Origin of the sequence: Paraburkholderia yinzeri, assembly GCF_046581065.1 — a bacterium.
Classification (GTDB): Bacteria; Pseudomonadota; Gammaproteobacteria; order Burkholderiales; family Burkholderiaceae; genus Paraburkholderia.
This window is the reverse complement of sequence record NZ_JBFOCJ010000001.1, coordinates 3,442,507-3,465,661: the sequence shown is the minus strand read 5'-3', so window position 1 is coordinate 3,465,661 and position 23,155 is coordinate 3,442,507. Positions and strand designations below refer to the sequence as shown.

Below are 23,155 nucleotides of genomic sequence, written 5' to 3'. Positions count from 1 at the left end.
GCGCGCCGCCTCAACCCGTATTGCGCAACCCCGCCGCAATCCCGTTGATGGTCAGATGAATACCGCGCCGCACGCGCGGGCTCGGGTCGCCGGCGCGATAGCGCTTGATCAGCTCGACCTGCAAGTGATTGAGCGGATCGAGATACGGGAAGCGGTTCTTGATCGAACGCGCGAGCAGCGGGTTGTCGGCGAGACGTTCGCCCGAGCCCGTGATCTCGCCCAGCACCTTCGTCGTGCGCTCCCATTCCGCCACGATGCGCTCGAATACGTGCTTGCGCAGCTTCTTGTCCGCGACGAGCTGCGCGTAGCGCGAGGCCACTGCGAGGTCGGTCTTCGCGAGCGTCATGTCCATGTTCGAGAGCAGGTTCGAGAAGAACGGCCAGCTCTTGTACATCTTCCTGAAGAGGGCGAGGCGCCGCGCGCGCTCGGCCTCGCTGCCCGCTTCGTCGAGGTACGCGGCCACCGCGCTGCCGAAGCCGTACCAGCCCGTGAGCAGCAGGCGGCACTGGCCCCACGAGAAGCCCCAGGGAATCGCGCGCAGATCGTCGATCTTGCGGTTCTTCGGGTCCTGCAGCTTGCGCGAGGCCGGGCGGCTGCCGATGTTCAGCTCGGCGATCTCGGTGATCGGCGTCGAGGCGAAGAAGTAGTCGGTGAAGCCCGGCGTCTCGTAGACGAGCGAGCGGTACGCGGCCATCGCCGCGTCCGAGAGCTCCTGCATCGTCTCTTCGTAGGCGGCCAACTGCTGCGGCGAGTTGCCCGCGTGGTCCTGCGGCAGGAGCGTGGCTTCGAGCGTCGCGGCGATCACGGTTTCCAGGTTGCGCCGGCCGATCTCCGGGTTGCCGAACTTGCTCGCAATCACCTCGCCCTGCTCGGTGAGGCGGATCTGTCCTTCCACGGTGCCGGGCGGCTGCGAGAGGATGGCGTTGTAGGTCGGGCCGCCGCCGCGGCCCACCGTGCCGCCGCGGCCGTGGAAGAGGCGCAGCGTGATGCCGCGCTCGCGGCACAGCGCCACGAGCGCAAGCTCGGCGCGATAGAGTTCCCAGTTCGAGGTGAGGAAGCCGCCGTCCTTGTTGCTGTCCGAGTAGCCGAGCATGATCTCCTGCTCGTTGCCCTGGTGTTCGACGATACCGTCGATGCCCGGCAGCGCGAGCAGGTCGCGCATGATGTTCGGCGCGTTGCGCAGGTCGGGGATCGTCTCGAAGAGCGGGATCACCATGAGGCCGGCCTTCGCCGGGTCGTCCGCGTGGCCGAGGCGGCCCTTGAAGAGTCCCGTCTCCTTCTGCAGCAGCATCACTTCGAGCAGGTCGGAAACCGTTTCGGTGTGCGAGATGATGTAGTTGCGCACCGAGCGTGCGCCGAATTTTTCGCGCGTCACGCGCGCCATTTCCAGCACGCCGAGCTCGCTCTTCACGAGGTCGGAGTACTCCAGATACGGCGTGCGCAGCATGCGCGGGTCCGCGAGCTGGGCGAGCAGGACGATCTGCTTGTCTTCCTCGGAGAGCGCGGCGTAATCGGCCTCGACGCCCGCGCGCGCGAGCAGTTCGGCGATCACCGCCTCGTGGATGTCCGAGCTCTGGCGCAAGTCGATGCTCGCGAGGTGGAAGCCGAACACTTCCACGGCGCGCAGGAGCGGCGCGAGGCGCGGCGTGGCGAGCGAGGCGCCGTGATGCTCGGCGAGCGAGTCCATGAGGACGTGCAGGTCGCGCGAGAATTCGGCGGCGTCGTCATAGGGCTGCGCACGCACCGGCGCCGCGCCGCGGTCGGCGCGGCCCGCGCGGCGCACGGTGACGACGCCTTCGCCCAGACGCACGCGCGCGCTCGCGGCAAGGCGCGTGTACACGCCGATCAGCGCGCGGCGATACGGCTCGTCCACGCGGTGCGGCGAGGTGTCGGGCGACGCCTCGGCCAGCGCCCTCAGCTCCTCGCTGCCGCCCGAGAGCAGGTTCGACACCGAAAGCTCCGCGCCGAGCTTATGCACTTCTTCGAGGTAGTGCTCGAAGATCACGATGGCCTGGCGCTCGATCGCGGCTTCGAGCGTTTCCGCGGTGACGTTCGGGTTGCCGTCGCGGTCGCCGCCGATCCAGCTGCCCATCTGCAGGAACGCGGGCAGGCGCGCCGCGAGACCGTGCTCCTTGAGCACCGTTTCGATCTCGCCGTAGAGCGCGGGGATCTCGCTGAGGAAGGTCGTGTGGTAGTACGAAAGCGCGTTCTCGATTTCGTCGGCGACCGTGAGGCGCGAGTCGCGCAGCATGCGGGTCTGCCAGAGCGAGGTCACGCGCGCGGCCAGCAGCGCTTCGTTCTGCGCGCGCTCGCGCTGCGTGAGCGGCTGGTCGCGCTCGGCGAGCAGGCGCGCGATGTCGTGCTGCGCGTCGAGAATGCTCTTGCGCTGCACTTCGGTGGGGTGGGCCGTGAGCACCGGCACGATCAGCGCCTCGTTGAAGAACTGCTGGAGCACGGGCGTTGCCGCCGCGCCGGCTTGCGCGAGGCGTTCGAGCGAGTGCGAGATGGTGCCGGCCTGCGGCACCGAGCCGGCGAGGTCGTGGATGCGGTGGCGGCGGTTGCGGTGACGGTCTTCGGCGATGTTCGCGAGATGCGAGAAATAACTGAACGCGCGCACGACGCTCACGGTCTGCTCGGGCGAGAGCGCGCGCAACTGCTTTTCGAGCGCGAGCGCCGCCGCGTTGTCGTCCTCGCGGCGAAAGCGCACGGCGGTCTGGCGGATCGTTTCCACGACATCGAACACGGCGTCGCCTTCCTGCTCGCGCAGCACGCCGCCGAGCAGGCGGCCGAGGAAGCGGATGTCGTCGAAGAGCGGCTGGTCCTTGTCGTCGCGCGTGCGCGCGCTGCGCGCCGGAGTCTTCGCCGCGCCGGCGCCGGCGGTCTTCGGGGCCGGGGTCTTCGGAGTCTTCGCTGCCGCTTTCGCGTTCACCGCTTTCTTCGTCGTGCTCGCCGTGCCGGCCGTTGCCGCTTTCGCAGCCTTTGCGGTTTTCGAGGTTTTGGCCGGCCTGGCGGTTTGCGTGGCCGTCGTGTTCGAGGCCGGTGAAGAAGCGTTCTGCGATGCGTTGTTGCGGCGCTCTGCTCGCGCCGATCCGGAAGACTTCACGATGGGTTCCTTAAGGCTTGCCAGGGGATGAGTCGGTTGATCCAAAGACTACCTGATACATGAGCCGCGGCGCCTCGCCGGGCTCGCTACTGCGGGTGCAACCTGGAACGGGGGGTGGGTATAACCCGGCGCCACGCCAGCAAAGCCCCATGGGGCCAGCCGGAAAAGGGGCGCGTGCTAACATTGCCTGTTATCCGATTCTGTTCTTCGATCCCGTCATTCGATGTCCTTGCCATGAACTCCGAGATCTTATCCGCGCCCATGTCGGCCACACCGCGCACGCTGGTGATCGCTTCGCGGGAGAGCCGCCTCGCGATGTGGCAGGCCGAGCATGTGCAAGCTGCGCTGCACAAATTATATCCATCCTGCGACGTGAAAATCGTTGGAATGACGACACGCGGCGATCAAATTCTCGACCGCACGCTCTCGAAGGTGGGCGGCAAGGGGCTCTTCGTGAAGGAGCTCGAGCAGGCCCTGGCCGAAGGGCGTGCCGATCTTGCCGTGCACTCGCTCAAGGACGTGCCGATGGAGCTGCCCGAAGGCTTCGTGCTCACGGCCGTCATGGAGCGCGAGGATCCGCGCGACGCGTTCGTTTCGAACGACCATGGTTCCCTCGCCGAGCTGCCGCCCGGCAGCGTGGTGGGCACGTCAAGCCTGCGCCGCGAAGCGATGATCCGCGCGCATTACCCGCATCTGGACGTGAAGCCGCTACGCGGCAACCTCGATACGCGTCTCGCCAAGCTCGACCGTGGCGACTATGCGGCCATCATCCTCGCGGCGGCGGGCCTCAAGCGACTTGGCCTCGGCGCGCGCATCCGCGCCCTCATCGAGCCCGAGAGCAGCCTGCCGGCGGCGGGCCAGGGGGCGCTCGGCATCGAGATCCGCGCCGATCGCGCCGACATTGCCGCGTGGCTCGCGCCGCTGCACGACGAGGCGACTGCGAAGGCCGTCGAGGCCGAGCGCATGGTGTCGCGCGCACTGGGCGGCAGTTGCTCGGTGCCGCTCGCGGCCTACGCGCAATGGCACGACGGCGCGTTGCAGTTGCGCGGCACCATCGCCACGCCCGACGCGAGCCGCGTGCTGGCCGCCGAGGGCGCCTCGCGGGCCGCGAGCGTGGACGAAGCCGTCGCGCTGGGCCGCGACGTTGCCGATGCGCTGATCGCGCAGGGCGCGCTCGATATCGTGCGCGCGCTCGCCGATGCGGCTCAGGCCGATGCCCCGAACACGCCGCCGGGCGCCGGCCCGGCAGACCCGCAATGACCGGCGCCGCGAACCCCGGCGCCGGCCGCCCGCGCCAACCCGACGAATGGGGCAGCCCGAGCGATCGCGGCGCGCCCACGCCGTCCACGCCACTCGCGTCGTTCACGGCCGTCATTACCCGTCCGGCCGGTCAGTCCGCCGCGCTTGCGGCGCGACTCGTCGCACGCGGCCTCCGCACGCTCGAATTTCCGCTGATCTCGATCGAGCCGGTCCGCGACGACGCCCCGCTGCGCGAGGCGCTCGCGGCCCTCGACCGCTACGCGCTCGTCGTGTTCGTCTCGCCGAACGCCGTCGATTGCGCGTTCGCCGCCTACGCCTCGATCTCGTCGATCTGGCCGCATGCCTTGCCGGTGGCCGTGGTCGGCCCGGCCAGCGTCGCGGCGCTGGCGCGCCATGGCGTCGCGGCGCCCGGGCATCGCGTGATCAGCCCCACGGGCACCGGCGACGAAGAGCCCGCGCGCTTCGACTCCGAATCGCTCTACGCGGCGCTCGAAGCGCAGTTGGGCGCCGACGCGCTCGCCGGCCGGCGTGTGCTGATCGTGCGCGGCGACGGCGGCCGCGAGTGGCTGGCCGAGCGCCTGCGCGAAGCGGGCGCCGAGGTGGAGGCTGTCGCGGCCTACCGGCGCGTCGTGCCCGAGCCGTCCATCGCCGCCTGGGCGCAGGTGCACGCGCTGCTGGCGGGCGTGCCGCATGCCTGGCTCGTGACGAGTTCCGAGGGCGCGCGCAACCTCGCCGAGCTCGCGCGCGAGCATCTCACGGCGGGCGAGATCGTCGAGCTGTACCACGCGCCGCTCGTCGCGCCGCATCCGCGCATCGCTGACACGGCCCGCGGAATGGGTTTTGATAGGATTACGGTGTCCGGCGCCGGTGACGACCGCATCGTCGAGACGCTGCTAGGCCTCGCTTCTTCCGTTGTACAACCGGTTCAGAACAATCCGGCCCAGGCGCCGGCACAACCACGCATGACTGATTCGAACGATTCCAGCAACGTGACCCATCAGAACAGCGCGTCCGCGGGCGCGTCATCCGCGCCCACGCGGCCCGTCTGGTCCGCCGCACCGGTTGCGGCGAGCGGCGGGCGGCGCGGCGGCAGCTCCGCGCTGCTGTGGCTCGTCCTCGTGCTGGTGGCGGGCGGGGCGGGCGCGGGCGGCTACGCGCTGAACCGCAAGCTCGACCGCGTCGATCAGCAACTCGTGCAGCGCCAGCAGGCCGCCGATCAGCAGACCGCCGCGCTGCGCGCGCAGGCCAACGCGGCGATCGCGGGCGCGCAGCAGCTCGACAAGCAGATCGCGCAGCTCGAAGGCAAGATCGCCGACGCGCAGACTTCGCAGCAGGCGCTCGCGCAGCAGTATGCGGACCTCGCGAAGAACCGCGACGACTGGACGTTTGCCGAAGTCGGCCAGATGCTCTCGAGCGCGAGCGAGCAGCTCCAGCTCACCGGCAACACGCAGCTCGCGCTCTTCGCGCTGCAGAGCGCCGACACGCGCCTCGCCGCGTCCGACAGCCCGCAGGCGCTCGCGGTGCGCAAGGCCATCGCGCAGGACATCGACAAGCTGAAGGCCGCGCCGTCCACCGACCTCGCGGGGCTGGCGATCAAGCTCGACACGGCGCTCGCCCAGATCGACACGCTGCCGCTCGCGGGCGAGGCGATCGTCGCGCACACGAAGCCGGAGGCCGCCGCGCCCGCCGATATCGCGCAGACCGCCGCCGCCAACAACGAGCCGCGCTGGAAGGCGTGGCTCCAGACGTTCGGCGCGGGCATCGGCCAGCAGATCGCGAGTCTCGTGCAGGTGCGCCGCATCGACAATGCCGACGCCATGCTGGTGTCGCCCGACCAGGGCTACTTCGTGCGCGAGAACGTGAAACTGCGCCTGCTCTCGGCACGCCTCTCGCTGCTCTCGCGCAACGAGGCGACGCTCAAGTCCGACCTCGCCGCCGCCGACGCGGCGCTCGGGCGCTACTTCGACAGCGGGTCGAAAGAGACCCAGGCCGTGCGCGATCTTGTGAAGGCGGTGAGCGTGGGCTCGGCCGCGGTGGCGGTGCCGAACATCGACACGAGCCTGCAGGCGGTCGAGCAGTACCGGAGCCGGGGGTAAGCATGGGCATCCGTGGACTCCTCTGGCTCGCCGTCCTGTTCGTGATCGCCGTCGCGCTCGCGACGGTGGGGCGCTTCGACGCCGGGCAGGTGCTGTTCGTCTATCCGCCGTATCGCGTGGACGTCTCGCTGAATCTCTTCATCGTCGGCGTGATCGTGGCTTTCCTGCTGCTCTATGCGATCCTGCGCTTCGCGCGCAACATCGTGACGATGCCGCGGCGCGTTGCCGCCTATCGCGCGCGCATGCGCACGGAGAAGGCGAATTCGGCGCTGCGCGACGCCGTCGGCAATCTCTATGCGGGCCGCTTCTCGCGCGCCGAGAAGGCCGCGCGCGACTCGCTTTCCGAGGAGAAGAACAAGGGCGCCGCCGGCCTTATTGCCGCGCTCGCCGCGCATCGGCTGCATGAATACGCGCGCCGCGACGAATGGCTCGCGCAGGTCGACGATGCCGACCTGCAGGAAGCGCGCCTCATGGCGACGGCCGACATGCGCGCCGACGGCCGCGACGCCGACGGCGCGCTCGCCGCGTTGACCGAAATGCGCTCGCAGGGCGGCCGCCGCATCCACGCGCAGCAGATCGCGCTGCGCGCGCAGCAGCAGTTGAAGAACTGGAGCGAAGTGCTCAAGCTCGTGAAGACGCTGGAAAAGCGCGAGGCGCTGCATCCGGCCGTGGCCGTGCGGCTGCGGCAGCTTGCGGCGGAGAACCTGCTGCGCGATCGCCGTCACAACGCCGACGCGCTGCTCGAGCTGTGGCAGTCGCTCTCGCCCGTCGAGCGTCATTCGCCGCGTCTTGCCGACTGCGCGGCCGAACTGCTGATCGCGCTGGATCGCCAGAACGATGCGCGCAAGATCGTCGAGGAGGCGCTCGCGCAGAACTGGGACGCGCGCCTCTTGCGCCGTTATCCGGACACGTCGGGCGCCGATGCGCTGCCGCTGATCCAGAAGGCGGAGGGCTGGCGCAAGGATCGTCCCGAAGACGGCGACCTGCTGTTCGCGCTCGGCCGCCTGTGCCTGAAGCAGCAGCTTTGGGGCAAGGCGCAGTCGTTCCTCGAAGCGGCGCTCAAGTCGGCCGACGCCACCGACAACGAGCCGCTCAAGATCCGCTCGCATCGCGCACTCGCGCGTTTGCACGAGCAGCTTGGGGATAGCGGCAAGGCCGCGAGCCACTATCGCGAGAGTGCGCTGTCGATGAATATCGTCTAAGCGCGCTTCTTGCGGGATTCACGTAGCAGAAATGGCCGCCAATAGCGGCCATTTCTGTTTGGCGGGCGGAAAGCGCACCATGCGGGGAATCCGCCTATCAGCGGTTCACGAGTTTCGCCGGCGCGGCGAGCGCGAGCAGGCCGCCGAGGATCATGAAGGCGGCGAGCATAACCATGCCCGAGTCGTTGGCGGCGGTGGCCTGTTTCAGCCAGCCCACGGCATACGGGCTCAGGAAGCCCGCGAGATTGCCGATCGAGTTGATGAGCGCGATGCCCGCCGCCGCGCCGGTGCCCGCGAGCCACGCCGTGGGCAGGCTCCAGAACAGCGGCAGCGTGGTGAGGATGCCGATCGTCGCGAGCGTGAGCGCGGCCATGGCGAGCGTGGTGTCGTGCGCCCACGTCACCGAAAGCACGAGGCCGAGCGCGCCCGCGGCCGCCGGAATCGCGATGTGCCAGCGGCGCTCGCGTGTGCGGTCGGCACTCCTTGCCACCAGCACCATGCCGACCACGGCCGCCGCGAACGGAATGGCGGAAAGGAGGCCGATGGCAAACGCGTCCTTGACGCCCGTCGCCTTGATGAGGGTGGGCAGCCAGAAGCTCACGCCGTAGAGGCCCATCACGAACGAGAAGTAGGTGAGGCTCATCACGAGCACGCGCGGATTCGTGAGCACGGTCGAGAGGGGCAGGTCTTCCTTGGTGGCCTCCTCGGCCGCGATATTGCGTTCGAGCAGGGCGCGCTCTTCGTCGGTGAGCCACGCTGCGTTGCCGATGCGGTCGTCGAGCACGAAAAACACCAGCACGCCCACGAGGATCGACGGTATTCCTTCGAGGAGGAACAGCCATTGCCAGCCCTGCCAGCCGTTCAGTCCGTCGAAGGAGCGGAGTATCCACCCTGAGACCGGGCCGCCCACCACGCCCGAGATCGCGATGGCCGTCATGAACCACGTCGTCATGCGGCCGCGCCGCTGCGCCGGATACCAGTAGGTGAGGTACAGGATGATGCCCGGGAAGAAACCCGCCTCGCACAGGCCCAGCAGAAAGCGCATCACGTAGAACATCGCCGGCGTGGTGATGAACATGGTCAGGATCGAGACGATGCCCCACGTGATCATGATCCGCGCGATCCAGACGCGCGCGCCCACGCGATGCAAGATTACGTTGCTTGGCACTTCGAACAAAAAATAGCCGATGAAGAAGATGCCCGCGCCGAAGCCGTAGACTGCATCGGAGAGGTTCAGCGCCGAGCTCATTTGCAGCTTGGCGAAGCCGACGTTCACGCGGTCCAGATACGCGACCACGTAGCAGAGCATCAGGAGCGGGATGAGGCGCCACGCGACCTTGCGGTAGGTGGCCTCCTCGAAAGCGGAGGGCGGCACGCTGGCGCCCGCCTGCGGCAGGTGATTCGCTGGAGTGGTCATGATCGCTCCTCGCCTAGACGCAGCGGCCGCCGTCCACTTCGATACAGGTGCCGGTGATGAACGCGGCTTCGTCGGAGGCGAGGTAGAGGCAGGCGTTCGCCACGTCCTGCGGTGTCGAGAAGCGTCCGAGCGGAATGCTGGTGATGAAGCGCTGGCGGTTCTCCGGCGTGTCCGCGACGCCCATGAACTCGGCGGTGAGGCCCGTATTGCCGATCACGGGATTCACGCAGTTCACGCGGATTCCGTCCGGGCCGAGCTCGGCTGCGAGCGCCTTGCTCGCGACGATCATCGCGCCCTTGCTGCCGTTGTACCAGACGAGCCCGGGGCGCGGCCGCACGCCGGCCGTCGACGCGATATTGACGAACACGCCTGCGCCATGCGCGCGAAAGTGCGGCACGAAGGCGCGTACGCTCCAGTAGAGCCCCTTCACGTTGACGGCATAGACACGGTCGAATTCGGCTTCGGTCACTTCGAGCACGGGCTTGTTGCGATGGGTCGTGCCGGCGTTGTTGACGACCACCTGCACGCTGCCGAAGTCCTCCAGCGCCGCGTCGTGCAGGGCGCGCCAGTCGGCTTCGCGCGTCACGTCGCCCGCCACGGCGATCGCCTTGCCGCCCGCGATGGCGATCTCGCTCGCCACCCGCTGCGCCGCGTCGGCATTCAGGTCGTTGACGACGACGTTCGCGCCTTCGCGCGCATAGGTCTTCGCGATGCCTTCGCCGAAGCCCGAGCCGGCGCCCGTGACGACGGCCGTCTTGCCTTTGAGTCGCATGGTGTCTCCGTGTTGTTGTCGATGGATATCGATTTGCAGCGCTGTTCTGCTTGGGTTCAGCCGTGGCGGATGGCAATGGTCTTGAGCACCGTGAAGCCGTAGAGCGCCTCGAAGCCTTTTTCGCGGCCGTGGCCCGACTGCCCGCTGCCGCCGAACGGCAACTCCACGCCGCCGCCCGCGCCGTAGTTGTTGACGAACACCTGTCCCGCGCGCACGCGGCGCGCGATGCGCAACTGGCGCGCGCCGTCGCGCGTCCAGATGCCGGCCACGAGTCCGTAGGGCGTGCCGTTGGCCAGCGCGATGGCCTGGGCTTCGTCGTCGAACGGCATGGCGGCGAGGACCGGGCCGAAGACCTCTTCCTGGGCGAGCCGGCTTTGCGGCGGCACGTCGCGCAGCAGGGCGGGGGCTTCGTAGAAGCCTTGCGCGGGCGCTTCGGCGACGATGCGCCCGCGCGCCGCCGTGGCGATGCCTTCGTGCGCCGCTTCGTCGAGGAAAGCGCGCACGCGGCGGCGCTGCTTTTCGCTGATGAGCGGCCCGCACTCAAGATCGGCCGAGGCGGGCCCCACGCGCAGCGCTTCGAATGCCGAGGCGAGCCGCGCGAGCAGCGGCTCGTAGGCCGCGCGCTCGATCAGCACGCGGCTGCCTGCCGAGCAGGTTTGCCCGGCGTTTTGCACGATCGCGCCGACAAGAAAAGGCAGCGCCGTATTGAAGTCGGCGTCGGCGAAAACGATTTGCGGGGATTTGCCGCCCAGTTCGAGCGTGGCGGGCACGTGGTTCTCGTTCGCCATCTGCGCGACGAGCTTGCCCGTTTGCGGCGAGCCCGTGAACGAGACGTGGTCGATGCCCGGATGTGCCGCGAGCGCCGCGCCCGCTTCGTGGCCGTAGCCCGTCACGATGTTGAGCGCGCCCGGCGGCAGGCCCGCCTCGTGCGCGAGGGCGGCGACGCGCAGGACCGAGAGGCAAGCGTCTTCGGCGGGCTTCACGACGCACGCGTTGCCGGTCGCGAGCGCGGCACCCACGCTGCGGCCGAAGATCTGCATCGGGTAGTTCCACGGGACGATGTGGCCCGTTACGCCGTGCGGCTCGCGCAGGGTCAGCACCGTGTAGCCTGCCTGGTACGGCAGCGTTTCGCCGTGCAGCTTGTCCGCGGCGCCCGCGTAGAACTCGAAATAGCGGGCGAGCGCGGCGGCGTCGGCACGCGCCTGCTTGAGCGGCTTGCCGGTGTCGCGCGATTCGAGTTGCGCGAGCGTCTCCTGATGTTGTGCGACGAGCGCCGAGAGGCGGCCGAGCGCGCGGCCGCGTTCGGCGGCGCTCAGGGCGCCCCATGCGCCTTCGAATGCGCGGCGGGCGGCGCTCACGGCGGTGTCGACGTCGGCCGCATTGCCGCGCGCGATTCGCGCGAACGTCTCGCCGTCGGAGGGATCGATCACGGCGATCGTTTCGCCGCCTGCCGGCGCGCGCCACGCGCCGTCGATGAAATGCTTCGCTTCGTCCATGCCTGCGCCTCGCTGAAAAGGAAAACGCAAAACGGGAAACGTCGCTGGGCCCGGTCGCTGAGCTGTCGGAGCGCAGGCGGCGCCAGCCGGACCATTATCGCGCTATTCGCAGCGCGCTTCATAGTATTCCTCGTCGCCTTGTCCATGGCCTTGCCGGGGGGCGCCGCGGGGGCGTTGAGGGGGCCGCCGCCCTCGATTGGCTATAATGACGCCATCCTCTAACGTCCGGTTTCCGCGCCGGCGCGCCTTGCCAGCACGGCGCGCACGAGCCAGTTTGCGCGCGGAGTCGCCGGTTTTCCCTCTGAACCGAGAGTGCCCATGAGCTTCGCAAACGTCCCCGCCGGCAAGGATCTGCCGCAAGACTTCAACGTGATCATCGAGATCCCCGCGCAAAGCGACCCGGTGAAGTACGAAGCCGACAAGGATCTGGGCCTGCTCGTCGTCGACCGTTTTGTCGGCACGGGCATGCGCTACCCGGTGAACTACGGCTTCATTCCGCAAACGCTTTCCGGCGACGGCGACCCCGTCGACGTGCTCGTGATCACGCCGTTCCCGCTGCTCGCGGGTTCGGTGGTGCGCTCGCGCGCGCTCGGCATGCTGCAGATGACCGACGAGTCGGGCGTCGACGCCAAGCTGATCGCCGTGCCGCACGACAAGGTCTGCCCGATGACGGCCAACATCAAGTCGATCGACGACGTGCCGCAATACCTGATGGACCAGATCAAGCACTTCTTCGAGCAATACAAGTCGCTCGAGAAGGGCAAGTGGGTCAAGGTGGAAGGCTGGGCCGGCATCGACGCCGCGCACAAGGAAATTACCGAAGGCGTCGCGAACTTCAAGAAGTAAGCAGCCTGTTTGTTCGCCTCGCGCCTGGGCGTGGGGCTGAGGAAAAGCCGCACTAGCCATTCAGGCAGTGCGGCTTTTTTCATTGCGTTGACTCTGCACAAGTCCGCGGAGATGTTCATCCGCTACTTTCTACCGCACACGACCCGGTGAGCACACCGCTGAACGAGCAGTGAAACAGCACTCGTCAGTTAAAGGTGTGCCCTGGGAAATGCTGAACATGGACCGGAAAACTATGCCCGTAACGGGTATAGTTTCGGAGGACGAATATGGCGCGCTTTCTCAAACGGAGGGTTTTTGCGCGGTGGCACGCGAAGGAGAAACTGTCCGATACCGCCTTGTGCAAGGCGGTCAAGGAAATGGAATGCGGTTTTGTCGACGCGAACCTGGGTGGCTTCCTCTACAAGAAACGGGTGGCGCGCCCCGGCGGCGGTGGCAAGCGGGCCGGCTACCGGACTTTGCTGTCGGCCCGGATAGGCAGTCGCTATGTGTTTCTGCACGGGTTCCCGAAAAGCGAAATCGCGAACATCACGCAGGACGAGAAGAAGGCGTTGCAGGCAGGCGTGTTATTGGAGGTGCAATGTGAGCAAGATTGTTGATTCGCTGCGTGGCGACCTGGCCGAGCTCCATGAAGCAGGCTTGGTCGGCAAGGTAACGATGCGCGAGTTCGACGCGATTTGCCCGCCACCCGTACGGGAGTTCAGTGCCGCCGATATCAAGCGTCTGCGCGAAGGCTTGAAGTTTAGTCAGCCGGTGTTCGCGCTCCACCTGCACACCACGGCTTCGACCGTGCGCAAGTGGGAGCAAGGCGAAACCCGGCCCGCCGGCCCGGCGCTCAAGCTGCTCAACGTCATTGCCGACAAGGGGCTGCAGGCCATTATTTGACGGCTGACTCTGTTTTGGCCTCGTCTTCCGCAGGCTCCGCCGCCACCGGCAACACCGACTCAAGCGTGCGCTCACCCGCCGCGAGCGCGCGCTTCTCGCGCGGCGTGAGCCGCTTCACCCAGTATTCGGCGCTCGACGCCTCGGCGCGGCCGGCCAGCTCGAACGAAGCCAGCACCCGCACCGGCTTGCGCGAGCGCGTGTAGCGCGCGCCCGTGCCGCTCGCGTGCTGCGCGAACCGCGCGGCGACATCGGTGGCGATGCCGGTGTAGACGCTGCCATCGGCGCATTCGAGCAGATAGAGGAACCACGGCGCTGAGCGTGTTGTCGCGAGAGAGCGGGTCATGAGCGAAACGGATTGTGCTCGTTCAACTCGTGCACGTAAGCATGAATGTGGTTCGTCTCGCTCGCCAGAAAGCGCGCGACCGCGTCGGCAAAGGCGGGATGCGCGAGCCAGTGCGCGGAGCGCGTGACGGTGGGCATGAATCCGCGCGCCATCTTGTGTTCGCCCTGCGCACCGCCTTCGAACACCGCCAGCCCTTCCTCGATGCAGAATTCCAGCGGCTGATAGTAGGCCGTCTCGAAGTGCAGGCAGGGCACGTGTTCGAGCGCGCCCCAGTAGCGGCCGTACAGGGTGCCGCCGTCGCCATTCTCTCCGCGCTGATAGACCACCAGCGAACTTGCGATCGGCTTGCCGTCGTATTCGGCGATCACGAGCAGGAGGTTCTCCGGCATCGACGCGCCGATCATGCGGAAGAAGTCGAGGTTCAGATAGGGTGTCGAGAAATGCTCGCGGTAAGTCTGCCGGTAGCACCGGCTGAAGAAGCGCCAGTCCTCGTCGCGGATGTCTTCGCCGCGCACGCGCCTCAGGGTCACGCCGGCGTCGCGCACCTTGCGCCGCTCCGCGCGAATGTTCTTGCGCTTCTTTTGTTCGAGCGTCGCGAGGAATTCGTCGAAGTCGCGATAGCCCGGGTTGAGCCAGTGAAACTGCACGCCTTCGCGCTGCATCATGCCGAGATCGGTCAGCGCATTGGCATCCTCCGTGGTGGGAAAGAGCACGTGCAACGACGAGACGTCCGCCTGCTCGGCAAAGGCCAGCAGCGTCGCGGCGAGGTGGCGGCGCGCGGTTTCGTCGGCGGCGATCAGGCGCGTGCCTTGTACCGGCGTGAACGGCACCGCGCAGAGCAGCTTCGGGTAGTACTCGATCCCGTTGCGCTTGTAGGCGTCGGCCCAGGCCCAGTCGAACACGTATTCGCCGTACGAGTGACCTTTCAGATAAACGGGTGCGGCCGCCGCGAGGCGGCCCGTGCGCTCGTCGGTCAGCGTGACGAACTGCGGCGCCCAGCCGGCCTCGGGCGTCGCGCAGCGCGTGGCGTGCAGGGCCGTGAGGAATTCGTGGCGCAAAAAGGGCGTTGGCTGCGCCTGGCGCGCGAGCAGCGCGTTCCATTCGCCCGCATCCACCTCGGCCGGTGAGCCGAGGATGCCCGTGCGATAATTGAGATGTTCCTTGTTCAACGTGCGTGCCTGTCCGATAAGGCTTGCGCGGCGCCAGGACTTCCACTGGGACTCCAGAGGCGCCGCTGCGGCAAACGGTCATGGTAAAGCAAACGTCCCGAACGGGTGAGGGCCGTCGCGCTGGCGTCGGCGCTCGGGCCCGCAATCGACACAGGCCGCCCGCGCGTGCCTCCAGGGTTATCGAAATGAAAGAGCGCTTCTTCAATCTCTACACGCACGGTTTCGCGCGCGTGGCCGTGGGCGTGCCGCGCTGCCGCGTGGCCGATCCGGCGTTCAACGCGGGCGAAACGCTCGCGCTCGCGCGCGAGGCCGCCGAAAGGGGCGCCGCGCTCGTGGCGTTTCCCGAACTGGGTATTTCCGCTTACACCTGCGACGACCTCTTTCACCAGAAGGCGCTGCTCGATGCGTGCGAGCGCGCGCTCGAAACGCTCGTCGAGGCATCGGCCGCGCTGCCGCTCGCGATGATCGTCGGCATGCCGGTGCGCGCGGGCCAGACGCTCTTCAACTGCGCCGTGGTGGTGGCCGGCGGCCGCGTTGCGGGCGTGGTGCCGAAGAGTTATCTGCCGAACTACGGCGAGTTCTACGAGCCGCGCCAGTTCAGCGCCGCCGATTGCGCGCGCACCGATACGGTGCGGCTCGCCGGCGAGGACGTGCCGTTCGGCGCGTCGCTGCTGTTCGACGTGCCGGCCGTGCCGGGCCTGCGCTTTCATGTCGAGATCTGCGAGGACGTGTGGGTGCCGATCCCGCCGTCGTCGTTCGCGGCGCTTGCCGGCGCCTCGGTGCTCGTGAATCTTTCGGCGTCGAACGTGGTGGTCGGCAAGGCCGGCTACCGGCATCAGCTCGTTGCGCAGCAGTCGGCCCGCTGCCTCGCCGCGTATCTCTACACCTCGGCGGGCAAGGGCGAGTCCACGACCGATATGGCCTGGGATGGCCAGGCGCTCGTCTACGAGAACGGCGAGCTGCTCGCCCAGTCGGAACGTTTTCTCGACGATTCTCACCTCATCGTTGCCGATGTCGATCTCGAACGGCTTACGCAGGAACGTATGCGCCAGACCACGTTCGGCGACTCGATTCGCCGTCATTACGACGAGATCGGAAAGTTTCGCGTGATCCGCTGCGAGGTGCCGCAACAAGGCGCGTGGGAGGCGCCGGCGCTGCCGCTCGTGCGCCGCGTCGAACGCTTCCCGTATGTGCCGGCCGACCCGAAGCGCCGCGACGAACGTTGCAACGAGGTCTACAACATCCAGGTGCAGGCGCTCGTGCAGCGGCTTTCGCAGAGCGGCATCAAGAAGGTGGTGATCGGCGTGTCGGGCGGGCTCGACTCGACGCACGCGCTGCTCGTCTGCGCCAAGGCGATGGACCGGCTCGGCCTGCCGCGCGCGAACATCCTCGCGTATACGATGCCCGGCTTCGCGACGAGCGAGCGCACGCTGCGCCAGGCGCGCCAGCTGATGGAGCTGGTGGGTGCCACCGCCGCGGAGATCGACATCCGCAAGAGCTGCATGCAGATGCTCGAAGACCTTGGCCATCCATATTCCGAAGGCAAGGAAAGCTACGACATCACCTTCGAGAACGTGCAGGCCGGCGAGCGCACGAATCATCTATTCCGGCTCGCGAACTTCAATCACGCCATCGTGATCGGGACGGGCGATCTGTCCGAACTGGCGCTCGGCTGGTGCACGTATGGCGTGGGCGATCATATGTCGCACTACAACGTGAACGCGAGCGTACCCAAGACGCTGATCACGCACCTCGTGCGCTGGGTGGCGGAGACCGGGCAGATAGGCGAAAGCGGCTCGGACGTGCTCGAAGCGATTCTCGACACCGACATCAGCCCCGAGCTGATTCCCGGCAAGGCCAACGGCGCGCCCGAGCAGAAAACCGAGAGCGTGATCGGGCCGTACGAGCTGCAGGACTTCAATCTTTACTACACGCTGCGCTTCGGCTTTACGCCCGCGAAGGTCGCGTTTCTGGCGCAGCACGCGTGGGGCGACCGAGAGCAGGGCGCGTGGCCCGAGAACGCGAAGGTCGTACGCAATCAGTACGATCTGGCGGCTATCAAGCGCAATCTGCGTATTTTCCTCGACCGCTTCTTCCGCCAGAGCCAGTTCAAGCGCAGTTGCATCCCGAACGCGCCGAAAGTGGGGTCGGGCGGTTCGCTTTCGCCGCGCGGCGACTGGCGCGCGCCGAGCGATTCCGAGTCCGCGGTCTGGCTGGCGGATCTCGAGCGCGTGCCCGACACGGCGGCGGCGCCGTGAGTGCCGCGCGCGCAGCGTAGAATTCCCGGCATCGCTTACGATTTTTCTACCGACACGACAACCCGATACGAGACGAGGTCCGCCATGAAACGCATTACTGCCGTCATCAAACCGTTCAAGCTCGACGAAGTGCGCGAGGCACTCGCCGAAGTCGGCCTGACGGGCCTGACCGTCACCGAGGTCAAGGGCTTCGGCCGCCAGAAGGGCCACACCGAGCTGTATCGCGGTGCCGAATACGTGGTCGATTTCCTGCCGAAGGTGAAGATCGAAGTGGTGGTCGCGAACGACCAGGCCGACCAGGTGATCGACGCGATCATCGGCGCGGCGCGCACGGGCAAGATCGGCGACGGCAAGATCTTCGTCACCGACGTCGAGCGCGTGATCCGCATCCGCACGGGCGAAGAGAACGAAGCGGCTGTCTGAGCTTCGGCTCGCCGGGCCGCCTGTGCGGCCCGTGCGCTCTTGTGTGCCGCGCGCGAGGACAGGCGCGGGTACACGCTGGTACAAAATACGCCGGCACAAAAAAAATGGTGCGGATCCTTTCGGATACCGCACCAATACGCGCCTCTCGCAGCAGCGTGAAAACGTTGATGTCGCTGTTCTTTGCGCACCCGTTCGATCGGAACGCGTGCCGTTATCCATTCCTTCCGTTGTCCACCCCCGAACGTTCTACCTAAGCACTGCGAAAAGTGTCCGCGCGTGATCGCAGCGGGCAAAGGTCGCACTCGCGGAAAGAGGGCGCTCAAGGGGGATCCAGATGCTTGCCGGGCGGCTGCCGGGCATTCTCCAGGCATCTGAACGAAGCGTCTTGCTGGTCTCCTGACTGATGTTGCTGGTTCTTCTTTGAAGTGAAACTACTTTTTAGCTGTGTTGTTTTGCTACTTTGGTTACTAATTTAGCAAAAAAGAACGACCGTGGCGACCGAAATTATCGGCGTCATTGTGCCCGGCACGCGAAACGCCGGGGTAACGACGCGTAGTGCCTTGTCAGACAAGGGATTTGCGGCGCGCGCGAAGCGGCGCTCAGGATTGCCACTATTGACGCGTCGCGTCGCCGGTAGTAGGACGAAACAGCGGCGGAGCGGTTCTTGAGACGTCGAAAATGTGGGACGTCGGGCGCGGCGGAAGGGCAAAAGAAAAGGCGCCGAAAGCGCCTTGAAGTACGGGTTTGACTACATCGGGTTCCGGCCTACTTGAGGCTGCCCGAAATGAACTGCCGCAGGCGTTCGCTTTTCGGATTGCCGAACACTTCGGACGGGTGGCCCTCTTCCTCGACACGCCCCTGGTGCAGGAACATCACGTGATTCGAGACGTTGCGCGCGAAACCCATCTCGTGCGTGACGACGATCATCGTGCGGCCCTCCTCGGCGAGCTTCTGCATCACCTTCAGCACTTCGCCCACGAGCTCCGGATCGAGCGCCGAGGTGGGCTCGTCGAACAGCATGACGTCCGGGTGCATGGCGAGCGCGCGCGCAATCGCCACGCGCTGCTGCTGGCCGCCCGAAAGATGCGACGGATACTGCTTTTCCACGCGCGGCGCGAGACCCACTTTTTCGAGGTATTCGCGCGCGCGCTCTTCGGCCTCGCGGCGCGGCATGCCCAGCACGTGCACGGGCGCTTCCACGACGTTTTCCAGCACCGTCATGTGGGCCCACAGATTGAAGTGCTGGAACACCATTGCGAGCTTCGTGCGCACGCGCTGCAACTGCTTCGGGTCGGCCGCCTGCAGCGCGCCCGTCCGCCCGTTCTGGCGTGTGAGGACTTCTTCGCCGTCGACGACGATGCGGCCCGCATTGGGCTGCTCCAGAAAATTAATGCAGCGCAGCATCGTGCTCTTGCCGGAGCCGGACGAGCCGATCACGCTGATCACGTCGCCGGCGTTGGCCTGCAGCGAAACGCCTTTGAGCACTTCATGGTCGCCGTACTGCTTGTGCAGGGCATCGACGAACAGCTTTTGCTTCTGGGAATTCATCAAAATCCTCGATGCGGGCTCACTTGCCTTGAGGTCGCAGGTACGCGAGCCAGCGGCGCTCGGCCTGGCGGAACAGCCACACGAGCGTGAACGAAATGGTCAGGTACAGCAGGGCGGCGATGCCGAACGCGGTGAACGTCTGGTAGGTGGCCGAATTGACGTCGCGCGCGATCTTCAGGATGTCCGGCACCGTGGCCGTGAACGCCACGGTGGTCGCGTGCAGCATCAGGATGACTTCATTGCTGTAATAGGGCAGTGCGCGGCGCAGGGCCGAAGGCAGGATCACGCGGCGGTACAGCGTGAACTGCGACATGCCGTAGGCGCGGGCGGCCTCGATCTCGCCATAGGGCGTCGCCTTGATCGCACCGGCGAAGATCTCGGTGGTGTACGCGCAGGTGTTGAGCGTGAACGCGAGCAGCGTGCAGTTCATGCCGCTACGGAAGAATTCGGCCGTGAGTGTGTGGTTACGGACGATGTCGAGGCTGTAGAGGCCGGTGTAGCAGAGCAGCAACTGCACGTAGAGCGGCGTGCCGCGGAAGATGTACGTGTAGAGCCACACGAGCCCCGAGAGCCACTTCCTCTTCGAGACGCGCGCGACCGCGAGCGGCACCGAAAGACAGAAGCCGAGGCCGATCGACACCACGAGCAGCCACAGCGTGATGGCGACGCCCGTGAAGTGATAGCCGTCGGTATAGAGATAGTTGCGCCAGTACTGCTGGATCAACTGGATCAGGTCTTGCATGTTCTTGGCCTTGTTGTTCCGGATCCGCTCAGAGGTCTGCCTTGCGCACGCCCGTGGAGTAGCGGCGGTCCAGATACATCAGCACGAAGTTCGAGACGGTCGTGATGACGAGATAGATCGCGCCCGCGAGCAGCGTGAAGAAGAAAAAGCGCAGGGTGCCCTTACCGGCGTCCTGGCTCGCCTTGACGACGTCGGCAAGACCGATGATCGAAACGAGCGCCGTCGACTTTACGAGCACCTGCCAGTTGTTGCCGATGCCCGGCAGCGCGAAGCGCATCATCTGCGGGAACATGATGCGGCGGAACACCTGCCAGTTCGTCATGCCGTAGGCGTGGCCGGCTTCGAGCTGGCCGCGCGGCACGGCGAGGAAGGCGCCGCGGAAAGTCTCCGTGAAGTACGCGCCGTAGATGAAGCCCAGCACGATCACGCCGGCGACGAACGGATCGATGTCGATCTGGTCCCAGCCGAGCGCGTCGGTGAGGTCGTTCAGCCAGATCTGCAGGCTGTAGAAGAGCAGCAGCATCAGCACGAGATCGGGCACGCCGCGGATCAGCGTGGTGTAGACGGTGCCCGCGCCGCTGGCGACGCGGTTCTTCGAGAGTTTCGCCGCCGCACCGAGGAGCCCGAGCAGGAACGACAGCACGAGCGACAGCACCGAGAGTTTGACGGTCTGCCAGGTGCCGGCGAGGATCAGCGGGCCGTAGCCTTGAAGCAACATAGAAGGGTCCTTGACGAGGCTCGTCACGAAGGCTGTCACTGTATACGAAGCCCGGAACCGGTCCATCGGGTCCCGCCCCGGGCACTGCCGTTCAACGGCGTTTGGTGCTTACTTGCCTTGGTAGATATCGAAATCGAAGTACTGCTTCGCAATCCGGTCGAACGTGCCGTCCTGGTGGATCGACGCCAGCGCCGCGTTGAATTTCGCCTTCAGGTCGGCGTCTTCCTTGCGCAGGCCGATCGCGGTGCCGTCGCCTATCGTTTTCGGGTCTTCCACTGCCGGCCCGGCCCAGGCGTAACCCTTGCCGCGCGGCGTCTTCAGGAACCCGAAGTCCGCCTGGACTTCGTCTTGCAGCGTCGCGTCGAGGCGGCCTGATATCAGGTCCTGATAGACCTCGTCCTGGTTCTGGTACGACACCACGTTTACGCCTTTGGCGGCCCAGTGGGCTTTCGCATAGGCTTCCTGAGTCGAGCCTTGCTCGACGCCGACGGTCTTGCCCTTGAGCGATTCCGGCGTGGGCAGGAGCGGCGAGCCGGCCTTCGCGAGCATGCGCGCGGGGGCGTCGAACATCTTGCCGGAGTAGTCGATCTGCTGGCGGCGCTGGTCGGTGACGCTCAGCGACGACACGATCGCGTCGAACTTGCGGGCCTTCAGCGCGGGGATGATGCTGTCGAGATCGTTTTCGACCCAGACGCACTTGACGTTCATGCGCGCGCACAGCGCCTGGGTCAGGTCCACGTCGAAGCCGACGATCCGGCCGTTGGGCGCCTTCGACTCGAACGGCGGGTAACTGGCGTCCACGCCGATGCGCACGGTCTTCCAATCCCTGGCGGCGGCGCTGCCCGCCACGAGTGCGAGTGCGACGCACACTGCGAACTTCTTCATCTCTCTCCTGATACGGACGATGCGGGCGTGCCTTGGGGCGGACCTCTCGGGGTTGTACCTCGGGGTGGACCTGCAAGGCGCCGCCGACGCGCGGCCGGCCGGCTCGTGGCCGGTTGCCGCCATTTCAGGCGGCCAAAAATGCGGGGTCGGGCGGGTGGCGCGGGACGCCCGGGGCAAGCCGACCGGGCTGCCCGTGCGGCGTGGGCCGCTGGGCGGACGACGCACCGGCCGAAAAGCGCGATATTTTACCCGAAGCCGGGGGGCTGTCAGCCAAACCGGTCAAACCCGGCTAGACAGGCGGGATGGTGGCCGGCTGCGGGAGTCAGGCCGAGCGCGGCGTCCCATTGATGTTGCCGGCGAAACGATCCGGTGCGCGGGTGTGGATTGTCGTGCGCGAGGGTCACCCTTACATTTGGGTATCGAAACGCCACACGGAGATTTTCATGCTGACTATCCGCCATGCCGACGAACGCGGCCACGCCAACCACGGCTGGCTCGACTCGTTCCACAGCTTTTCGTTTGCGGACTACCATGACGAGGAGCATGTCCACTACGGCGCGCTCCGGGTGCTCAACGACGACCGCATCGCGGGCGGCCAGGGGTTCGGCGCGCACGGCCACCGCGACATGGAAATCGTCACCTACGTGCTCGAAGGCGCGCTCGCGCACCGCGACAGCATGGGCAACGGCTCGACGATCCGGCCGGGCGACGTGCAGCGCATGAGCACGGGCACCGGCGTGATGCACAGCGAGTTCAACGGCTCGCGCGAGGACGAGGTCCATCTGCTGCAGATCTGGCTGCTGCCCCGCGAGCGCGGCGGGGCGCCGGGCTACGAGGAGAAGCGCTTCTCCGACGACGACAAGCGCGGCCGCCTGCGTGTGGTGGCGTCTCCCGACGGGCGCGACGGCTCGGTGACGGTGCAGTCGGACGCCTCGATCTACGCGGGGTTGATCGATGGCGCCGAGCGCGCGCAGTACGCCGTGCCTGCCGGACGGCGCGTGTACGTGCATGTTGCACGCGGCGCGCTGGAGGTGAACGGCGAGCGTCTCGGCGCGGGCGACGCGGCCATGATCGAGGCCGAGGAGGCCGTGACGCTCGCGAATGGCGAGAAGGCCGAAGTCCTGCTGTTCGACCTGGCCTGATAGGGCGGTGCGTGCGCCGGCCGTATCGGCCGCACGCCTGACAGGCAAAGAAAAAGCGCCGCGGATCGGCTCCGCGGCGCTTCGCTTTTTGGCGTTCTGGCCGGTGGTCGCTCGGGAGCCGGTTCCGGACCGGCTTTCGACACCGGATCGACCCCAAAATCGACCCCGGGCGGCATAACCGCCGCCCGGGCGCAGGCGCTTACTGCCCAGCCGGCGCCGATGCTGCGCCGTGGTGCTGCTGCCAGTGCTGGCGCATCTTCTCGCGGAACTGCTCCATCTTCGCGAAGTGCTCCTTGAGTGCCGTGCTGACGGTGGTCTTCTGCTGGTCGTTCAGGCCGTTATAGAACGCGAGCCAGGCCTGGGCGCCCTGTCCGCGCAGTTGCGCGCTTTGCTGCTCGGCCTGCTGATGCGCGGCGTGCAGCGCGTTCATGTCGAGGATCGGCTGATTCTTCATCGACTCAAACTGCTGCTTGAGCTGCTCGTGAATCTTGCGCATCTGCTCGTGGTTCTGCTTCATCGTGTCGAGCGCGGCTTGCCACTGCTTTTCCTGATCGGCGTTCAGGTTCAGCTTGTCGTGCAGCTTCTTGAGGCCCATCATGAAGCCGCCGTCATGCATGTGATGCATGCCGGGGCCATCGGGGCCGCCCGGGGGCGGCGTCTGGGCCTGAGCGACGCCCATGGTGAGGGCGAGCGAAGCGGCGGCGATCGCGAGAAAGCGCGAGGTCTTCTTGTACATGGTGATGCTCCTGACAAATCCGTGAAGGGTTTTATCCGGTGAGGCGCGGCGCTCCCTGCAAAGTGCTATTGCCGCATCCGGTGACCCTAGCGTATCGGGCGCCTCTGCCTCGCGTGT

The 23,155-nt window shown here is 66.8% G+C and carries 20 protein-coding genes; 9 read left to right on the top strand and 11 right to left on the bottom strand.

Going from position 1 to position 23,155, the window contains the following annotated elements:
• Positions 1-10 precede the first annotated feature (10 nt).
• Complete coding sequence (gene ppc / locus WJ542_RS16490) at positions 11-3,103, bottom strand: phosphoenolpyruvate carboxylase (protein WP_411190309.1); 3,093 nt, start codon at positions 3,101-3,103, stop codon at positions 11-13.
• Between the two features lie 234 nt (positions 3,104-3,337).
• On the opposite strand from ppc, the gene hemC reads away from it, so the two are divergent.
• From hemC to WJ542_RS16475, 3 genes are read left to right on the top strand one after another with little or no spacing between them, the layout of a single operon-like run.
• Positions 3,338-4,363 (top strand): hydroxymethylbilane synthase, encoded by a 1,026-nt coding sequence (gene hemC / locus WJ542_RS16485; RefSeq protein ID WP_411190308.1) that lies wholly within the window; start codon positions 3,338-3,340, stop codon positions 4,361-4,363.
• On the top strand, positions 4,360-6,459 hold the full coding sequence (gene hemDX / locus WJ542_RS16480) for a fused uroporphyrinogen-III synthase HemD/membrane protein HemX (protein ID WP_411190307.1): 2,100 nt from the start codon (positions 4,360-4,362) through the stop codon (positions 6,457-6,459). The genes hemC and hemDX overlap by 4 nt, the downstream gene beginning before the upstream one ends.
• A gap of 2 nt (positions 6,460-6,461) precedes the next feature.
• A complete protein-coding gene (locus WJ542_RS16475; protein WP_411190306.1) occupies positions 6,462-7,661 on the top strand; it encodes a heme biosynthesis protein HemY in 1,200 nt (399 codons plus the stop codon).
• 97 nt (positions 7,662-7,758) lie between these two features.
• Here the strand turns inward: WJ542_RS16475 and WJ542_RS16470 are convergent, their stop codons facing one another.
• The 3 genes from WJ542_RS16470 to WJ542_RS16460 are packed head-to-tail and all read right to left on the bottom strand — an operon-like array spanning position 7,759 to position 11,346.
• On the bottom strand, positions 7,759-9,078 hold the full coding sequence (locus tag WJ542_RS16470; RefSeq protein ID WP_411190304.1) for an MFS transporter: 1,320 nt from the start codon (positions 9,076-9,078) through the stop codon (positions 7,759-7,761).
• A 13-nt stretch (positions 9,079-9,091) separates the two neighbouring features.
• The gene (locus WJ542_RS16465; protein WP_411190303.1) at positions 9,092-9,850 is read right to left on the bottom strand and encodes an SDR family oxidoreductase; all 759 of its coding nucleotides are present in this window, start codon (positions 9,848-9,850) and stop codon (positions 9,092-9,094) included.
• A gap of 56 nt (positions 9,851-9,906) precedes the next feature.
• Positions 9,907-11,346 carry an aldehyde dehydrogenase family protein gene (locus WJ542_RS16460; protein WP_411190302.1) on the bottom strand — a complete coding sequence of 480 codons (1,440 nt, stop codon included), beginning with the start codon at positions 11,344-11,346 and terminating at the stop codon, positions 9,907-9,909.
• Between the two features lie 318 nt (positions 11,347-11,664).
• Here WJ542_RS16460 and ppa point away from each other — a divergent pair, with 318 nt between their 5' ends.
• The 3 genes from ppa (at position 11,665) to WJ542_RS16445 (ending at position 13,074) form a co-directional block, all read left to right on the top strand.
• Complete coding sequence (ppa, locus tag WJ542_RS16455; RefSeq protein WP_411190301.1) at positions 11,665-12,192, top strand: inorganic diphosphatase; 528 nt, start codon at positions 11,665-11,667, stop codon at positions 12,190-12,192.
• Positions 12,193-12,458: 266 nt separating this feature from the next.
• Positions 12,459-12,788, top strand: a complete 330-nt coding sequence (locus WJ542_RS16450; protein WP_411190300.1) for a type II toxin-antitoxin system RelE/ParE family toxin — start codon at positions 12,459-12,461, stop codon at positions 12,786-12,788.
• Positions 12,772-13,074, top strand: coding sequence for a helix-turn-helix domain-containing protein (locus WJ542_RS16445; protein ID WP_411190299.1), 303 nt, complete (start codon positions 12,772-12,774; stop codon positions 13,072-13,074). The genes WJ542_RS16450 and WJ542_RS16445 overlap by 17 nt, the downstream gene beginning before the upstream one ends.
• Here WJ542_RS16445 and WJ542_RS16440 read toward each other — a convergent pair.
• Positions 13,067-13,417, bottom strand: coding sequence for a GIY-YIG nuclease family protein (locus WJ542_RS16440; RefSeq protein ID WP_411190298.1), 351 nt, complete (start codon positions 13,415-13,417; stop codon positions 13,067-13,069). The two genes, WJ542_RS16445 and WJ542_RS16440, sit on opposite strands and share 8 nt — an antisense overlap.
• Entirely contained in the window at positions 13,414-14,586 is a 1,173-nt protein-coding gene (locus WJ542_RS16435; protein ID WP_411190297.1) for a GNAT family N-acetyltransferase, read from the bottom strand. The genes WJ542_RS16440 and WJ542_RS16435 overlap by 4 nt, the downstream gene beginning before the upstream one ends.
• 185 nt (positions 14,587-14,771) lie before the next feature.
• Here WJ542_RS16435 and WJ542_RS16430 point away from each other — a divergent pair, with 185 nt between their 5' ends.
• Both WJ542_RS16430 and WJ542_RS16425 read left to right on the top strand, forming a co-directional pair.
• Positions 14,772-16,844 carry an NAD(+) synthase gene (locus WJ542_RS16430; protein ID WP_411190296.1) on the top strand — a complete coding sequence of 691 codons (2,073 nt, stop codon included), beginning with the start codon at positions 14,772-14,774 and terminating at the stop codon, positions 16,842-16,844.
• 84 nt (positions 16,845-16,928) lie between these two features.
• Positions 16,929-17,267, top strand: a complete 339-nt coding sequence (locus tag WJ542_RS16425) for a P-II family nitrogen regulator (protein WP_027795598.1) — start codon at positions 16,929-16,931, stop codon at positions 17,265-17,267.
• A gap of 765 nt (positions 17,268-18,032) precedes the next feature.
• Here the strand turns inward: WJ542_RS16425 and WJ542_RS16420 are convergent.
• The 4 genes from WJ542_RS16420 to WJ542_RS16405 form a co-directional block, all read right to left on the bottom strand.
• Positions 18,033-18,815 (bottom strand): ABC transporter ATP-binding protein, encoded by a 783-nt coding sequence (locus WJ542_RS16420; protein ID WP_411190295.1) that lies wholly within the window; start codon positions 18,813-18,815, stop codon positions 18,033-18,035.
• 19 nt (positions 18,816-18,834) lie between these two features.
• Positions 18,835-19,548, bottom strand: a complete 714-nt coding sequence (locus WJ542_RS16415; RefSeq protein ID WP_411190591.1) for an ABC transporter permease — start codon at positions 19,546-19,548, stop codon at positions 18,835-18,837.
• A gap of 37 nt (positions 19,549-19,585) precedes the next feature.
• On the bottom strand, positions 19,586-20,275 hold the full coding sequence (locus WJ542_RS16410; RefSeq protein WP_411190294.1) for an ABC transporter permease: 690 nt from the start codon (positions 20,273-20,275) through the stop codon (positions 19,586-19,588).
• A gap of 108 nt (positions 20,276-20,383) precedes the next feature.
• The gene (locus WJ542_RS16405) at positions 20,384-21,160 is read right to left on the bottom strand and encodes an ABC transporter substrate-binding protein (protein WP_411190293.1); all 777 of its coding nucleotides are present in this window, start codon (positions 21,158-21,160) and stop codon (positions 20,384-20,386) included.
• Positions 21,161-21,603: 443 nt separating this feature from the next.
• On the opposite strand from WJ542_RS16405, the gene WJ542_RS16400 reads away from it, so the two are divergent.
• Positions 21,604-22,302 carry a pirin family protein gene (locus WJ542_RS16400; RefSeq protein ID WP_411190292.1) on the top strand — a complete coding sequence of 233 codons (699 nt, stop codon included), beginning with the start codon at positions 21,604-21,606 and terminating at the stop codon, positions 22,300-22,302.
• Positions 22,303-22,501: 199 nt separating this feature from the next.
• Here WJ542_RS16400 and WJ542_RS16395 read toward each other — a convergent pair whose 3' ends face one another.
• Positions 22,502-23,038: a Spy/CpxP family protein refolding chaperone gene (locus WJ542_RS16395; RefSeq protein WP_411190291.1), complete on the bottom strand. Its 537-nt coding sequence runs from the start codon at positions 23,036-23,038 to the stop codon at positions 22,502-22,504.
• Between the last annotated feature and the right edge of the window lie 117 nt (positions 23,039-23,155).

What these genes read in the sequence shown, in the direction of transcription:
- hemC (WP_411190308.1), top strand. Translation starts at nt 3,338, where the DNA reads ATGAACTCCGAGATCTTATCCGCGCCCATGTCGGCCACACCGCGCACG.
- hemDX (WP_411190307.1), top strand. Translation starts at nt 4,360, where the DNA reads ATGACCGGCGCCGCGAACCCCGGCGCCGGCCGCCCGCGCCAACCCGAC.
- WJ542_RS16475 (WP_411190306.1), top strand. Translation starts at nt 6,462, where the DNA reads ATGGGCATCCGTGGACTCCTCTGGCTCGCCGTCCTGTTCGTGATCGCC.
- WJ542_RS16470 (WP_411190304.1), bottom strand. Translation starts at nt 9,078, where the DNA reads ATGACCACTCCAGCGAATCACCTGCCGCAGGCGGGCGCCAGCGTGCCG.
- WJ542_RS16465 (WP_411190303.1), bottom strand. Translation starts at nt 9,850, where the DNA reads ATGCGACTCAAAGGCAAGACGGCCGTCGTCACGGGCGCCGGCTCGGGC.
- WJ542_RS16460 (WP_411190302.1), bottom strand. Translation starts at nt 11,346, where the DNA reads ATGGACGAAGCGAAGCATTTCATCGACGGCGCGTGGCGCGCGCCGGCA.
- ppa (WP_411190301.1), top strand. Translation starts at nt 11,665, where the DNA reads ATGAGCTTCGCAAACGTCCCCGCCGGCAAGGATCTGCCGCAAGACTTC.
- WJ542_RS16450 (WP_411190300.1), top strand. Translation starts at nt 12,459, where the DNA reads ATGGCGCGCTTTCTCAAACGGAGGGTTTTTGCGCGGTGGCACGCGAAG.
- WJ542_RS16440 (WP_411190298.1), bottom strand. Translation starts at nt 13,417, where the DNA reads ATGACCCGCTCTCTCGCGACAACACGCTCAGCGCCGTGGTTCCTCTAT.
- WJ542_RS16430 (WP_411190296.1), top strand. Translation starts at nt 14,772, where the DNA reads ATGAAAGAGCGCTTCTTCAATCTCTACACGCACGGTTTCGCGCGCGTG.
- WJ542_RS16425 (WP_027795598.1), top strand. Translation starts at nt 16,929, where the DNA reads ATGAAACGCATTACTGCCGTCATCAAACCGTTCAAGCTCGACGAAGTG.
- WJ542_RS16420 (WP_411190295.1), bottom strand. Translation starts at nt 18,815, where the DNA reads ATGAATTCCCAGAAGCAAAAGCTGTTCGTCGATGCCCTGCACAAGCAG.
- WJ542_RS16410 (WP_411190294.1), bottom strand. Translation starts at nt 20,275, where the DNA reads ATGTTGCTTCAAGGCTACGGCCCGCTGATCCTCGCCGGCACCTGGCAG.
- WJ542_RS16405 (WP_411190293.1), bottom strand. Translation starts at nt 21,160, where the DNA reads ATGAAGAAGTTCGCAGTGTGCGTCGCACTCGCACTCGTGGCGGGCAGC.
- WJ542_RS16400 (WP_411190292.1), top strand. Translation starts at nt 21,604, where the DNA reads ATGCTGACTATCCGCCATGCCGACGAACGCGGCCACGCCAACCACGGC.
- WJ542_RS16395 (WP_411190291.1), bottom strand. Translation starts at nt 23,038, where the DNA reads ATGTACAAGAAGACCTCGCGCTTTCTCGCGATCGCCGCCGCTTCGCTC.